This window comes from Colwellia ponticola, assembly GCF_005885605.1.
Taxonomy (GTDB): Bacteria; Pseudomonadota; Gammaproteobacteria; order Enterobacterales; family Alteromonadaceae; genus Colwellia; species Colwellia ponticola.
On the sequence record NZ_SZVP01000011.1, the window covers coordinates 102,833 to 117,293 of the forward strand.

The 14,461-nt window shown below is 38.6% G+C and carries 17 protein-coding genes; 5 read left to right on the forward strand and 12 right to left on the reverse strand.

From position 1 onward, the window contains the following. Window positions 1-103: 103 nt before the first annotated feature. Window positions 104-1,465, reverse strand: a complete 1,362-nt coding sequence (gene hflX, locus FCS21_RS11750) for a GTPase HflX (RefSeq protein WP_138623602.1) — start codon at window positions 1,463-1,465, stop codon at window positions 104-106. 513 nt (window positions 1,466-1,978) lie between these two features. Between hflX and rarD the strand changes: the two genes are divergently transcribed. Next, entirely contained in the window at window positions 1,979-2,899 is a 921-nt protein-coding gene (gene rarD, locus FCS21_RS11755) for an EamA family transporter RarD (protein WP_138623604.1), read from the forward strand. A 133-nt stretch (window positions 2,900-3,032) separates the two neighbouring features. Here rarD and FCS21_RS11760 read toward each other — a convergent pair whose 3' ends face one another. The 4 genes from FCS21_RS11760 to FCS21_RS11775 form a co-directional block, all read right to left on the reverse strand. Next, the gene (locus tag FCS21_RS11760; protein WP_138623606.1) at window positions 3,033-3,953 is read right to left on the reverse strand and encodes a hypothetical protein; all 921 of its coding nucleotides are present in this window, start codon (window positions 3,951-3,953) and stop codon (window positions 3,033-3,035) included. A gap of 69 nt (window positions 3,954-4,022) precedes the next feature. Beyond that, window positions 4,023-4,670 carry a hypothetical protein gene (locus FCS21_RS11765; protein ID WP_138623608.1) on the reverse strand — a complete coding sequence of 216 codons (648 nt, stop codon included), beginning with the start codon at window positions 4,668-4,670 and terminating at the stop codon, window positions 4,023-4,025. A 111-nt stretch (window positions 4,671-4,781) separates the two neighbouring features. Beyond that, complete coding sequence (locus FCS21_RS11770) at window positions 4,782-5,246, reverse strand: hypothetical protein (protein WP_138623610.1); 465 nt, start codon at window positions 5,244-5,246, stop codon at window positions 4,782-4,784. Window positions 5,247-5,285: 39 nt separating this feature from the next. Further along, complete coding sequence (locus tag FCS21_RS11775; protein ID WP_138623612.1) at window positions 5,286-5,546, reverse strand: DnaJ domain-containing protein; 261 nt, start codon at window positions 5,544-5,546, stop codon at window positions 5,286-5,288. Between the two features lie 472 nt (window positions 5,547-6,018). Between FCS21_RS11775 and FCS21_RS11780 the strand changes: the two genes are divergently transcribed. Then, entirely contained in the window at window positions 6,019-6,186 is a 168-nt protein-coding gene (locus tag FCS21_RS11780; RefSeq protein WP_138623614.1) for a DUF6435 family protein, read from the forward strand. A gap of 46 nt (window positions 6,187-6,232) precedes the next feature. On the opposite strand, the gene FCS21_RS11785 is transcribed toward FCS21_RS11780, so the two are convergent. Both FCS21_RS11785 and FCS21_RS11790 read right to left on the reverse strand, forming a co-directional pair. Next, entirely contained in the window at window positions 6,233-6,526 is a 294-nt protein-coding gene (locus FCS21_RS11785) for a hypothetical protein (protein WP_138623616.1), read from the reverse strand. Between the two features lie 346 nt (window positions 6,527-6,872). Beyond that, window positions 6,873-7,862, reverse strand: coding sequence for a transposase (locus tag FCS21_RS11790; protein ID WP_138623617.1), 990 nt, complete (start codon window positions 7,860-7,862; stop codon window positions 6,873-6,875). Between the two features lie 471 nt (window positions 7,863-8,333). On the opposite strand from FCS21_RS11790, the gene FCS21_RS11795 reads away from it, so the two are divergent. Further along, a complete protein-coding gene (locus tag FCS21_RS11795; RefSeq protein WP_138623619.1) occupies window positions 8,334-9,563 on the forward strand; it encodes a type III PLP-dependent enzyme in 1,230 nt (409 codons plus the stop codon). A 49-nt stretch (window positions 9,564-9,612) separates the two neighbouring features. Here the strand turns inward: FCS21_RS11795 and FCS21_RS17050 are convergent, their stop codons facing one another. Beyond that, window positions 9,613-9,810 (reverse strand): helix-turn-helix domain-containing protein, encoded by a 198-nt coding sequence (locus FCS21_RS17050; RefSeq protein WP_246047218.1) that lies wholly within the window; start codon window positions 9,808-9,810, stop codon window positions 9,613-9,615. Then, complete coding sequence (locus tag FCS21_RS11800) at window positions 9,777-10,598, reverse strand: GlxA family transcriptional regulator (RefSeq protein WP_246047208.1); 822 nt, start codon at window positions 10,596-10,598, stop codon at window positions 9,777-9,779. Before FCS21_RS11800 ends, FCS21_RS17050 begins: the two co-directional genes overlap by 34 nt. Window positions 10,599-10,792: 194 nt before the next feature. Between FCS21_RS11800 and FCS21_RS11805 the strand changes: the two genes are divergently transcribed. Continuing rightward, window positions 10,793-11,410 carry a cysteine hydrolase family protein gene (locus FCS21_RS11805; RefSeq protein ID WP_138623621.1) on the forward strand — a complete coding sequence of 206 codons (618 nt, stop codon included), beginning with the start codon at window positions 10,793-10,795 and terminating at the stop codon, window positions 11,408-11,410. A 140-nt stretch (window positions 11,411-11,550) separates the two neighbouring features. On the opposite strand, the gene FCS21_RS11810 is transcribed toward FCS21_RS11805, so the two are convergent. Both FCS21_RS11810 and FCS21_RS11815 read right to left on the reverse strand, forming a co-directional pair. Further along, a complete protein-coding gene (locus FCS21_RS11810; protein ID WP_138623623.1) occupies window positions 11,551-12,021 on the reverse strand; it encodes a tetratricopeptide repeat protein in 471 nt (156 codons plus the stop codon). 103 nt (window positions 12,022-12,124) lie between these two features. After that, window positions 12,125-12,616, reverse strand: a complete 492-nt coding sequence (locus tag FCS21_RS11815) for an HPP family protein (RefSeq protein WP_138623625.1) — start codon at window positions 12,614-12,616, stop codon at window positions 12,125-12,127. A gap of 94 nt (window positions 12,617-12,710) precedes the next feature. On the opposite strand from FCS21_RS11815, the gene FCS21_RS11820 reads away from it, so the two are divergent. Next, the gene (locus FCS21_RS11820) at window positions 12,711-13,262 is read left to right on the forward strand and encodes a TetR/AcrR family transcriptional regulator (RefSeq protein ID WP_138623627.1); all 552 of its coding nucleotides are present in this window, start codon (window positions 12,711-12,713) and stop codon (window positions 13,260-13,262) included. Window positions 13,263-13,388: 126 nt separating this feature from the next. Here the strand turns inward: FCS21_RS11820 and FCS21_RS11825 are convergent, their stop codons facing one another. Continuing rightward, complete coding sequence (locus tag FCS21_RS11825) at window positions 13,389-14,363, reverse strand: transposase (protein ID WP_138623629.1); 975 nt, start codon at window positions 14,361-14,363, stop codon at window positions 13,389-13,391. Window positions 14,364-14,461 lie beyond the last annotated feature (98 nt).

Consider the following 14,461-nt stretch of genomic DNA (forward strand, 5'->3'; position numbering starts at 1 on the left):
AAACAATCACTAAACTATAACAAAAAGGTTCTGTTGTCGACAGTTGTTATCTACAAGGAAGTTTCATAGAGAGAAATAGATAAATCAATAGTGTTCCACCTTGTTATAAACTAAGCATACGTTTTTTCAATCGGGCTAACTCAATCGCATTTGAGCGCACAGTCAGTTTAATATGGTTATATTCATAGACTTCGTTAGTGACACTCATACTCGATCTAATTTCACCTATGATACCTTTAGCGGTATAAGGCACAATCACCTCCTCTTCAATCATGTCTTGCTGCGCAACGTTAACAATGTAGTCATGCAATTTAGCAATATCAGCCGGGTTACGCGCTGAAGTCATCATGGCATCAGGAAACTCTTCCATTAAGGCTTGTTGTTGTTCAATACTTAATTGATCTGACTTGTTTAACACCAATAATTTTTTACTGTCTTCAACACCAACTTCTTCTAGTACTTCGTGTACGACATCGAGTTGAGTACGAAACGAAGGATCAGAGGCATCAACCACATATAACAATAATGAAGCATCATGCGCCTCTGCTAATGTTGAGTGGAATGAAGCAACTAAATCGTGTGGTAATTTTTTAATAAAACCAACCGTGTCTGACACAAGTATTCGCGGTTGTGTGGTTGGATACAAGGCACGAACGGTGGTATCAAGCGTGGCAAATAGCTTGTTTTCCCCTTCAACATCACTACCGGTAATAGCGCGCATCATCGATGACTTACCCGCATTGGTATAACCAACCAAAGCGACACAAAAAAGCTCTGAACGTTGGGTACGTCGACCTTTCATTTCATCTTGAACACTGAGCAACTCACGTTTTAATTCGGCTAATTGATCCCGTACTTTACGGCGATTTAGCTCTAACGTAGTTTCGCCAGCACCTTTACCCATTTGGCGTTCTTTATCACCCGTGGAGGTTTCACGAAGTCGTGGTGCTACATAATTAAGGCGAGCAATTTCAACTTGTAGTTTAGCTGTTTTGGTGCGGGCATGGCGACTGAATATTTCAATGATAATACCGGTACGGTCAAATACTTCTACGCCTAATTGATTCTCAACATTGCGTAGCTGAGAGGGGCTTAAATCGCAATCAAAAACGACCACATCCGCACAGCCAAACGGCAGATTATCTGATGGGATACTTGCCGCTATATTAGTAGAGAATGCTTCAGCTTGTTCATTGAGGAAGTCTTCACTATCATCTTGCTCTTCAACCTCACCTTTATTACCGGTAAGGTGCGCTATTTCAGCGAGTTTTCCTAGGCCCAATACATTAACTTTTTGGGTTGAACTTTGCTTTTGCGATTGCGTTCCAACAACGCTAAAACCTAAGGTAGTCACTAAACGAGCAAGCTCTGCTAATGATTCTGTTGCCTCATCACCTTTAAATTGCGGTGTACAAATAGAAATAAGTAATGCGTTGGTCAATGATGCTTTTGCTGTTAGTTGCATAAATTTTTGTTAGTACACGTTAGTGCACACCTGATTTTATCTAAAGTAGTTTGATCCTACGCTGTTATAGCTGAGCTTTATAGAGTAATCACAAACTAATACTAATTCTATCAAGTTTATTACTTACATAGCGCTATATTAGTACGCTTAGAACAAGTAACATTACCTAACCATATAGTGATAGCAACCACTTCCTAGCACATGGTTTACGACTTACCAACATATCGTCAATTTTTAGCGAGTATTATACCATTCCGCATAAAGAAGTGACCACTTAGAATAGCATGGACGACAGTAGACCAAATAACATTTATGCCGATATAGTTATTCTACATCAAGTAAATTTTGTGACGTTATCATGGTGTCCATGCATTCCCAAAGGGCCATTTTTAAAGGCTTATATGCATCATTATTAATTTTGACAAGGGAATAAGCCTTCCCTACAATCAATGCCTTGCCTCTAAGCCTTTAAATTCTGGCTAAGAGACCACTTTCTTATACGGATTGGTATTAATGCCTACGTCAACTGTCGCCAAACAAGAACTACAGGGTTACCTCCTGATGTTCGGCTCAATTATTATTTTTTCATTGCTGCCTTATTACCTACAATTTTTGGCACCCGTCGATGGTAATATTCTCTTTTCTTTTCGCGTGTTATCACAATTAGCTTTTGGCGGTATATTTTTAGCGATGGCTGGAAAAATTTATGCGCTAAAAGCGAGCTTTATTCAGCCAAGAGAATTGTTAATACTTTGCTTTACTGCCCCTTTAGTTGGGCTGCAATGGTGGGTGTTTTTTTGGGGTCCGGTAAATGGTGAAACCATTAATATTGCCATGGGCTATTTTTTATTGCCTATTACCATTAGTTTAACCGGGCGATTTTACTTTAAAGAAAAGCTGACGCCTTTATTGTGGCTAGCTGTCGGCGCGGCGTTAATAGGCGTTAGCGTACAGTTATTTAAAAATCACACTTTTTCTTGGGTAACATTACTGGTTTGTTTGGGCTATCCGCCCTACTTTATTTTGCGCCGTAAAAGCAAAATATCGACAACCAGTAACTTTGTCGCAGAAAATATTTTATTGACGCCGCTAGCGTTATTGTTGGTATATATTGGTGTGATTGAACAACGTCCCTTATTACCTGCGCTAAACTGGGGCATAGTATTACTATTAGGCTCAGGCTTACTCGGCACTATTGCGATGCTGTTTTTTGTTTCCGCCGCGTCACGCTTAACGCTAACCGTTTTTGGTATGCTTAATTATGGTGAGCCGATATTAATGATGTTAGTAGCGATATTCTTACTTAATGAATCTATCAGCCACAATCAGTTATGGAGTTATGGCTTCTTTGGGATCGCTGTACTGTTAGTTATTGCGGATAGTCTGCTGCGTATTATGATAAATAGAAACAATACCTTTACTTCAATACCCTAAATAGCTTTAACGGCCCTTATAGATAAAAAGCCTGTAACTCTCATCACAGGCTTTTACTGATAAAATCTACAACTATAGTGGTTATCAACACTGCGATAAATAACGCATTATTAACCACCCACTATCAAAAAGATTATTGCTCGTCTGGTCTTAAATAAGCTATATCATCTTCATCATCAGCATGAAAGTCATAACCGCCTTCAAAATCATCATGTAACTCATTGAGTACGGTGATCGGCAGCTCTAAAATTTCTTGAATATGAATGGCAACATCGACTTGTTGATTAATAATACTTTTAAACTCAGAAAAGCCTAATAAATCTATTTCTTGTAAATAACTTTTAGTTAATATCGACAGTTGTCCGGTAAGCGTTACGATACTGCTTTGTATTTTCTCAAGTATCAGTTCTTTTTTGGTACTGAGAATATAGCTATTAAAGGCTTGATATAACGAGCTAGTAAAAACTTTTTTGTCACTATCAATTAACAATAACGCCAGCGCACTGTTGAGATAACGCTGTAACTCAAACAATAAAACATCTTCATCGTTATCAATCAGTAAACTGCTAGCACAATAGGTGGCGGCAATATTTTTATAGACGTCTAATAATTTTGCACTTTTATAGCCTTCTTTTATTAAGTTAGCATGGCGCGCGCTAATATCAGCGGTGTCATTGACTGATAAGGCATAAGTAGTGATAGCAATACTGTCAAAATAAGAAGGTGAAATAGTTTTTAATTGTGCGTATTTAGCCCAGCCTGCTCTAAAGCAATAGACAATACCTTGTGTTTTTATTATGGTTTTAGCTTTATCAGTATCGTTATCGCAAAGCGCCAACAAGCCTAAATTGGTAATACCCAGAACAATTTCACAACCTTTGTTAATTTGATCGGCATAAATAATAGATAAATTATCAGAAGCTATTCTTAATGACATATCTATTAACTGTTGCTTTATTTTATCGACTAACTCTGGAGAAAAATAGCCTTCACTTTCTCCATCTTTTAAGACCAAAAGTAGAAACGGATGGTTTCTTAACTCTGCAATTCTCATTAAAGAATCCTAATTATGCTACACAATTGATAGACTGTTGATAAACGCGAGACACAGTGTTTACTAACACTACAGTGGTGCAAACATGTCATCAGTATCCATCTCTACTGAAGTTACACGTTGTTTATTTGCATTATCTTTTAACACTTTTTCAATGTTTGCTAAAGTCCCATTAGTGCTTACCACCATGACTTCACGGTAGGCATCTTCATCTAAGCTTTTAATTTTCATTAGCAACTCTTCAATACTGCCAGAGGTTTGCTCTTCATCTTCTTCAATTTCAGAAAAGTCATGCCCTACAAATGGCAGTGACAAATACAATAAACCAAAGTCATCTTCTACAATGGCTTTTAACACTTCTAGTTGCTTTTCTTCGTCATCAGTAGACAGAAAAATTTGTGATAATAAACTGTGTGCTTCGGTTTGTGCACAAAAGACAGTTTCTTCATCCATGTTTTGCCAATAAGACGGCTCAACATTCAATAACTGCTTAATAGACTCTGCATCCATTAACCAAGTGGCAATAGAAGGAATAGTAGCGTCGTGCTCTCTAACAATTTTAGCAACCGTTAAAATATCCATTTCTGTTAATACGGCTAACATTGTTTCGTCACCTTGCTCAGAAGCGATAGCTTCTAAAGACGTACCAGCGCGTCTACCGCTTTGTTGTGCTATCTCAATAATATCGGTAGCCAAAACTAGTGCATTATTTGTCACGGTTATTCCTTAGGGTATTATATTTTTTATTCGATGCGCTAATTCAATAAATTAGGCAACTTGATATTACATAAACATTTATAGTTTATTAGTATTGATTACTCGTAATGATTAATAGTTTTCATCAAAATCATCTGAACCGTAATCATCATTAAAATCGTCATCATCATCGTCTAATGCTTTTAACGGCGTTGCATCATAACGGTTATAGTAATGAATCAGTAAAACAGCCATTTTTAACTCGTACTCTGCACTATTCATTATTTCGGTAATACAAGCTCTCGCGTCGGCGTGTACTCCAACAAAAGGTTTTATATCAGCCCACGTAGGCTCTTGTGTTAAGTCAAGTAACGCTAAATTTTTACTATCAATTCTAATTTTGGTGGTTATCGCCATCGCTAATTGATCAATCATACCGGTAAATAATAAAGGCGTGGTATCAAGTTGCTTGAATAAATCAGATAAATAGTTTGCTAATAAATCAGGATTTTCAGGATCAGTTAACGACGACATGTTTTCTAAATACATAGAAAAATCATCGGTTAAATAATCAGGTATATTTTTGTCAGATTGCAAAGGACTCTCTCTTAATGCATGTTTTTCAAATTTGAGTTGTTAGCGTAATGCGTTTTGCCAAAAAGTATCTGCAACCTCTCTAGGGTTGGTTATTAAAGTATAGTTACTTTTTAAATAGACAGAGCGTTTTTTAGGATCGACAATAGCATCGTAAGCCGTTTTAATTAATTGAAATTTTTCTTCAACGTCACTGTCACTATTTTTATCGGGATGATATTTGTTAGCAAGTTTTCGATAGGCTTTTTTAATATCTGTAGTAGAAGCATCTCTACTTAACCCTAACTGTTCAAAGTAATCCATATATTTACTACAACCTTTTGTAAAAACGTTATTTCAAGCGTTAGTTCAACCGTGAATTGAGCATTAATTAACGCGTTACTTTAGCAACACCCGTTAACTTAATGAGTTCACTTACCTATTTACCCTTAACGATATCCTTAACAAGGTTATCGTTTTATCCATAATGATGAAATAGCAGCATAATAAAACGCGATAAAATTGCTAGGATCTATTGATTTTTCGCAGAATGAATTGGTTTTCAAAAAAGCCGAAAAGCAACCGTGTTAAGTTACGTGATAACGCATTCGTTTAGGGGGTAAACGTTAAGCGTATTTTAATCTAATAGCGACAGCGTTACTAACTTTATTTAGCCGTATTTTATTTTGTGTGAGCTTTTATGCGTTCAGTGGTTGTTAAATTTAATTAACACATTAAAAACTTATATTGCTTTACTTACGTATACCTCTGTATAACTCATTTACTGGTATTTTATATGTTGTCATTTTTTAAGAAAAACCCAACTAAAAAGCTCAATAAGCTTTACGAAGCAAAACTTGAGCAAGCGATGCAAGCACAGCGCAAAGGAGATATTAAATCTTATGCCATGATTACCGCTGAGGCAGAAAAAATTAAAGATAAAATTACCGCACTAGAAAAATAAAAACACGACTTATAGTATTACCCACATAGCGTGGAGATAGTGCAAATTATTTTTCCGGCACTGCCGTCGCTTTTCTCATGGCGGCTTTTATTTTTTTTATATCGCATCCATCAAGCAACAAAAGAACATCCGCAATAGCACTGCGTAACTCAGCGCTTTCTTTAAGCGCTTTTTTATGTCGCATATGTGATATGGACTCACGATTCATTACCGTATTAAGTAACTCTTTTAATTGCGCTTCATCGTTTACATCTAATGGTGCTAGTGGTTTAGTTGCCGCCTTGTTATAAGCATTATAATTAAGTGTTAGCAGCGCTTGAGATTCTTTTAATCTTTCCATTTTATTATTCTTATTCAAGTGATTAGTCATTTTAGATTACATCAATAAAACACTTTGTCTATAAAATATTCACTATAAGAGTAAAATTAGTACTATTATGCCAGCCATAATTACTAGTACTATTATGCCAGCCATAATTACTATTATGCCAGCCATAATAATACGTTATAACATTTTGATTAAAGATTATTGATATACATAACGCTAACTTATAACGTCAATGAATTTTCTATTAACTTTTATGCTTATAGTCGTTAATTCTGGGTGATTATTGTCATTGGGATACAACTACGCCTGCCCCACCTTTAAGGGAAATATCGTTCAACTATTAATAATAGTAAAAGGATTATGCGCTATTTAAGCAAGCTTGGGCATTAGCTATACCATGGGTTCTTTGCAGGCCAACATGTTCAGTAAACTCGCATAAGTGCTCAACAGTCCCTACTGCACCAGTAAAAATCCCTTCAAAATCGGTAATAAGCCTTAACCAACTCTCGTCACTAATATGTAACCTTGCCAAGATGTTTACCATGGTAGAGTCAATAACACCTAGTTTATTATCACGTAACACTCGACCACTCTCATCAATAAGGGTTAAGTAGTCTTCTAAACTAAAAGGGATACCTTCTACTTTGTGTTGATGCTCATTACCTCGAAAAGGTAATAAGGCAGTAGGCTGCTTACCTTTAAGCGCGGCTTTAACCCGTAATTGAATACTAGTATAAATAGACTGCTCTGGCGTCGAGGCGATGCCTGCTCGTATCGGATTTAAATCTACGTAAGCCATACAGGCCAGGAGAGCACCTTCATCAAGTAAGGCTTGAGATTTAAAACGTCCCTCCCAGAAATGTCCCGTACAATTATCTTCTTTATTAGCTTGTCGCGCTATTGGTTCATTCAATGACCTCATAAACCAACTGATATCCATTAAGCGCTGTTTATAAATAGCGGCAGTACTGTCCACCATAGCCATTTCAGCAGCCTCAATCGTATTTTTATTTTCAGATCGCTGGTAACCTTGAGTCAATAAAGTCCCCTTGAATAATGAATGCCAACGGGTAAATACTTCGGTTGTAGACCATTTTTTTACTCGCTCACTATCAACATGTAAAACTATATGTATGTGATTATGCATAATAGCATGGGCACAAATATCAATAGCAAACACTTGAGATAATTGAAAAAGGCGTTGTTCAATCCAAGCACGTCTGTGTTCAAAACTAACGCCAGTTTCTTTATCTACGCCACACAAAAATGCCTTGCGCACGGTACGGCTACAAATGTGGTAATTGGGTGTGTCCGATAAACTAATTTGTTGTGAACGCGGCTTAGGCATAATAATCACCCTATTTAATAAAATTAAAGAATGAATTAAGTCTAGCTTGGTGGTTGTTATTTGCACAATATATTATGGCTGGCACAATAACCTGTTATGGCTGGCACAATAACCTGCACAATAACCTCTTGATTCATTAAATGGCTTATCGATTAATTTTATTTATCGATAAGATTATCAATTAACTCCTCTCAAGCAGCTGTTTTACCTAGGCTTAAAATATTTTTATTTTATTTGAAATTAACTATTGCACAACCGTAAAACACTCTTTATTATCTCGCCGCTTCTTGATGATAGCCAATCCGAGTACATTACAAATTTAGTTTGTAGCAAGGCAAATGAGTAACTATCCAAGAGTGAATTTGACTGTGCATAAGCACTATTAATATCACTTAACCGACTTGTAGATAAACAGTTATCCAAGCGGTTGCTTAGGACGTAATACATACGGCCTTTCACTCGGAGAATACCATGGCGTTATCAACACAATTACAAGAGTTAACAATCAAAGTACCTGCAGCAACGGTTGCGGCTAACCAAAGCGAATGTTTTGCTTATACCCAACCGACCAATCAAGAAGTTGAGCAACTAGCTACCCAGTTTGGCGCTCCTTTAATGATACTTGACTGTGAAGCTATTCGTCGCCAATACCACGCACTTAAAAATGCACTACCTGGTGTTACACTGCATTTTGCCTTAAAACCTTTACCATTAGCAGCCGTTGTACGCACATTATTGGCAGAAGGCGCGAGTTTTGATTTAGCAACCAGCGGCGAAGTGGATTTAGTTGCCAGTGAAGGTGTACCGAGCGAGCGTACCATTCACACGCACCCAATTAAGCGCGATAGCGACATTCGTGATGCACTAGCTTATGGCTGCACTGTCTTTGTGGTAGATAATATTAATGAACTAGAAAAGTTTATTGCTTACAAAGACCAAGCAGAAATTTTAGTCCGTTTAAGCTTTCGCAACAAAGAAGCATTTGCCGATTTATCTAAAAAGTTTGGTTGCAGCCCAGAAATGGCCATCGAAATTATTACCTACGCACAACAATTAGGTATTCGTATTAAAGGTTTATCGTTTCATGTTGGCTCACAAACGGCTAGCGCAACTAAATACGTAGATGCTATAAACGCTTGTGCAAAAGTGATTAAACAAGTGAGTGAACTGGGTTTACCTGCATTAAGCACGTTAGACATTGGTGGTGGATTCCCAGTGCCTTACAGCGCCGATGTACTACCAATTGATGTCTTTTGTCAGCCAATTAACGTAGCACTTGCACAATTACCCGAAACCATGCAAATACTTGCAGAGCCTGGACGTTTCATTGTGGCAAGCTGTGTAACCAGTGTCGCGTCTGTTATGGGACAAGCCATGCGTGAAGGTAAAACGTGGTACTACTTAGATGATGGCATTTACGGCTCATTTAGCGGCTTAATGTTTGACGAAGCAGCATACCCAATTGATAGTGTGAAACAAGACGGCATGCGTTTTGATTCTGTACTAGCAGGACCAACATGTGACAGTATTGATGTAGTAAGCGAATCCATTATGTTGCCTAAATTAAACAATGGTGATTTAATTGTAAGCCGTATGATGGGTGCTTATACCCTAGCAACAGCTACTGATTTTAACTTCTTCAAACGCGCAGAAGTAGTCGTATTAAATGAGCAAGTACACAGCCAAGTATTAACAGGCTAGTTGCTTCACATATTACGAAAAAATGAAAAAGAACGACTCGCTTGGCAACTCATCGTGAGTCGTTTTGTCTAAATTGTTTGCGATAGGCCGTGGGCGATATTGAAAAGGCGGTAGAAAAGTGTTGTCTAAAACTAACGCTTGAACTAAAACCTGCTGCACTAGCGACCAACTCCATATTATGATCATTTGTTTCTAATAGCCTTTGCGCTAATGCTAACCTTCGAGTGAGTAACCAGTGAGTAACCAGTGAGTAAACGTGATACCGGTTGCTTTTCGAAAAAGTCGTGAGAAATTTCGACGGCTCATGTTGGCGCGATCTGCCATTTGATCTAGGTTTATTGGCGTACTTAAGTGGCCAATGGCCCACGTAATTGCCGGTTCTAAGCGATCGCTATCAACTTTTCTAGGCAAAGGCTGTTCTATGTATTGCACTTGTCCACCACTACGGTGCGGAGCTACGACCATACGACGGGCAACTTGGTTTGCCACATCAGCACCATGATCTCGTCTTAACAAATGTAAACAGCAATCAATGGCTGCCGCGGCTCCCGCCGAGGTTAATACATCGCCATCATCAATATAAAGTACATCGTTATCGAAAATGACTTCTGGGTATTTTCGAGCGAAATCGTCACCCCAGACCCAATGGGTTGAAGCCGTTCTGCCATCGAGTAATCCAGCCTCAGCAAGTACAAAAGAGCCAAGACATAAGCCGACCATGCGCGCGCCACGTTTATGTGCACGGCGTAGCGACTCAAGTAACTCCGTTGATGGGCGAACATCGGGATCAAGCCATGCTGGCACAATAACGGTATCTGCGGTATCAAGTACTGTTAAGTCTTGACCAATATCAATGGGAAAACCCGAAAGCGTAGGTATTAATCCAGGCGTTTGCGTGCACACAACAACCTTGTACGGACGAACGCCCATTTTATCTAAATTTTCACCGAAAATACTGCACGGTATTGATAGGTGAAACAGGCTAATACCATCATAGGCGACAATGGCTATTGTATGATCGGCGGCTAAATTCATCTTGTCCCAATATCATCATATATAGTCCTAAAGGACACTTTTGTGTGACGATAATAGAGCATAAAGTAACAACCTACAAGTACAGCAAAATGCTTACAACAAACTTGAATTATGGTTACCTTGACGTTAATTTCTAGGGATGTAAAAGGCAAGTTGCTGTTAACAAAGATAACTCACGATAAACGGAGAAAAATATGTCTACAGCTAAAGTAATAACTCACCGTACAACCAAAACACTGCGCGATCTTAATGGTTTTGATCAAACGCCGGCTTCTTTGTCTACAGCAACACTGATCTTAGTTGATTACCAAAACACTTATACTCGCGGTGTCATGGAACTTGATGGTTGGCAGCCAGCATTGGATTGTGCAAGCGCATTGTTAGCCAAGGCACGTGCAGCAAACACCAAGATCATTCATGTCATTCATGATGGTGGTGCTGGGAGTCCATACGATATTAATGACGATATTGGTCAAATTCACCCTAGTGTTGCCCCCATTGACGGTGAACCTGTTGTCGTAAAAACAGCACCTGACGCGTTTGTCGATACTGATCTTGATAAACAGCTTGATGCCGCAGGTAATAACCAGGTCATTATTATTGGTTTTATGACTCATATGTGCGTAACGTTTACTGCACAAGGCGCATTTTTACGAGGCAATAGCCCAACAGTCGTTGCTGATGCTTGTGCAACACGACCACTTCAAACATCAGTCAGTGATGTCAGTGCTATCGCATTACACCAAAGTGCTTTGGCAACGATCAGTGATCTTTATGCGGTCGTTGTACCGTCAGCTGAATCACTCACCTAATTAAGCCCCCATAGGGAGAAGCAACGTATCAGAACGTAACATGAGAACGTAACATGCCACCCATAATAAAGTGGGTGGCATGTTACCTGTTCTTATCATGGGTGGCCTGATAGATTTTTCTAAAATGACTTTTAAGATAGCTACTGACTATTAATTAAGGTTAGGTACTCACCTGCTTCTTTAATTCCCTCGGCATAGGCCTTTTGCAGCCATATTTTAGCTTCTTTAACATTGGCTTTAGTCCCTTTGCCTTTATAGAGTGCTACGCCATAATGGTATCTAGCCAAACTAGAATATCCAGCCTTATCATTCAGTAAAGCGCCTCTTTTCATTAACTGAGTAGAATATGAATAATCTTGTGGTACCCCGGCGCCTGACTCATAAATGTATGCGAGCCAAATCATTGAATAAACATCGTTCCAACGTTCGATACAATCTTCAAATATTTGAATGGCGGCTTGGTGATCACCGGTTTTACTCGCAACATAACCATACAAACACTTAATACGTTTAGTAGAGTCTATATAGTCGGTATAACTGAATTCATTGGCGCTTAGTGCCATAGGTAACAACAAAATAGAACATAGGCATAAGCTAATAATGTTTTTCATCCCTTATCCTCCTTATTTTATTTATATATTTAGTAATGACGTTCATTGATCAGGAATATGAGAGAACGTAACATGCCACCCATAATAAAGTGTATATATTTCATTATGGGTGGCCTGATAGATTCTTGCCTGATAGATTTCCTTTAACTGTTTGCCACTTAACTAACAACATTTGCATACTTTTACCTACTAATACAATGAAAATTGCACCTAATAAAACTGGCGTAATTAGAAAACCCCAACTTTGTCCTGATAGCATGATTAATAACGGATTTGCACCTGCAGGGGGATGTGTCGTTTTCGTCATTAACATTGCACTCACCGCAATTCCCGTTGCTAGCGCCAATGTAACCGGTGACACACCAATATACTGCGTAAAAAACACCCCAACAAAAGCAGTAATTAAGTGCCCAAAAATAACATTTTTAGGCTGCGCGAGAGGGCTGCTTGGTACCCCAAAAACAAGCACCGCTGTAGCACCAAAAGGAGCCATTAACAAGGCAACTTCATTCAGTGTTGAATCTAGAAAAGAGAGCAACCCTATGGCTAAAAAAGCCCCCACACCCGCAAAAATCGACATGACCATACTATTCATAAATACACTCCAATAAAGTAGACCAATCTGTCTACACAACCAGAGTAGACAATTCGGTCTACACATGTCAATATCTATTTAAAGGAGAAATAAAATGAACCCAAAGCGTCAATTACTGATAAATACAGCATTAGACCTTTTTTATAAAAATGGAATAAATTCAATTGGAATCAATGAAGTAATCAGTGTTTCTGGTGTAGCGAAACGCACTCTCTATTCTCATTTTGAAAGTAAAGAAGCCTTAATCATTGCATCTTTACAAAAACGACACGAAATATTTACTGCGTGGTTAGAGCAAAAGCTGTCAGGTTCTAACTCAAATCAAGATGTCATTCACCGTTTATTTTTATCGCTAGCAAGTTGGTTTGAGCACAAAGAGAATATGTTAGGTGATTTTAGAGGCTGCTTTTTCATTAATACTTCAGCAGAATTTAGCGACATTAACAGCGAAATATTTCAATTCTGTCACTTCCACAAAAAGCAAGTACGGGAAATTATTAGCCGCCATCTCATTAGTACAGATAACACATTACTTGATGCTATCTGTATTATGAAGGAGGGAGCAATAGTTACCGCACATCTCGGTGGAAATGGAAAATTGGTAACATCAAAATGTATTCAAATACTGGAATCGTTTGAGTGCTAACGCCGCACTAGCATCAACTAGGACACTCACTTATAAAGCATAATAAAATAAAGCGGTGAAATACCATTTTTAGACGTGCGAATAAGTCAAACGTGATATTGATGAGTGGTTATTATGTTGAAGTCGTTACGCCAGAAGCTTATTGCAGCAATTAATATTAGTTCGTCGCTTCAACCCTTTGTGCTCGCAGTAATCGGTTAATACATCACTATGACCTACCGCGCCATGAAACAAGCGCCTAAAGTCTTTTGTTAACGTGAGCCAATTATCAGGACTTATGTTCAAGCGGTTAAGTAAAGCAGGTTGAGCAGCGTCAATATGTCCCGCTTTATCTTCTCTAAAACAGCGCCCTGTCATCTCAAGTAATTCAAGGTAGTCTTTTAGCTCAAATGGTAAACCTTTTGGCATAGTTTTGCGTGGATCACCCACAAAAGGCAGTAGCGCTTTAGGTTGTTTAGCTTTTTTGGCTGATATAACGCGTTGTTTTACGCTGGTGTACTCTGAACTCTCAGGGGTTTTCGCTATGTTGGCTCTGACTGGGTTTAAATCAACATACGCCATACAAGCAGCAAGAGCAGCTTCGTCTAATAAGGCTTGGGATTTAAAACGCCCTTCCCAGAAATGCCCTGTACAGTTGTCTTCTTGGTTGGCTTGTGTCGCAATACGTTGGTTGAGCAGGCGCATAAACCAGCTGATATCCATCAAGCGATGGCGATAAACGTCAACCGTTTCAAGCAAAGCAGCCATAAGGTACTCAGGAATATCTTCTCCACGACAATATTGTTGTGTTAATAACGTACCTTTAAATAACTGATGCCAACGCTCAAGTACTGCTTTTGTCGACCATCTTTTAGCGCTGTTTTCATCGATAAACAAGACCATATGCGTGTGATTACTCATGATAGCGTAAGCGCAAACATCTATGGCAAATACTTGCGTTAGACTCAGCAATTTATCCTCTACCCACCCTCGTCTGTGGTCAAAGTTTTCCCCGGTGTTTTTATCTTCACCGCACAAAAAAGCACGGCGAACACAACGAGAAATACAATGATAATAAGGCGTATCAACTAAGCTAATGAGTTGTTTTCGGGCGGTTGTCATGAAATAGCGCTCACATACAGGTCATTTATTAACCTTAGTTGAGAAATATTTCTTGTTCAAATTTTAGAACCAATTTGAGCGACTGTCCTTCTAATTTT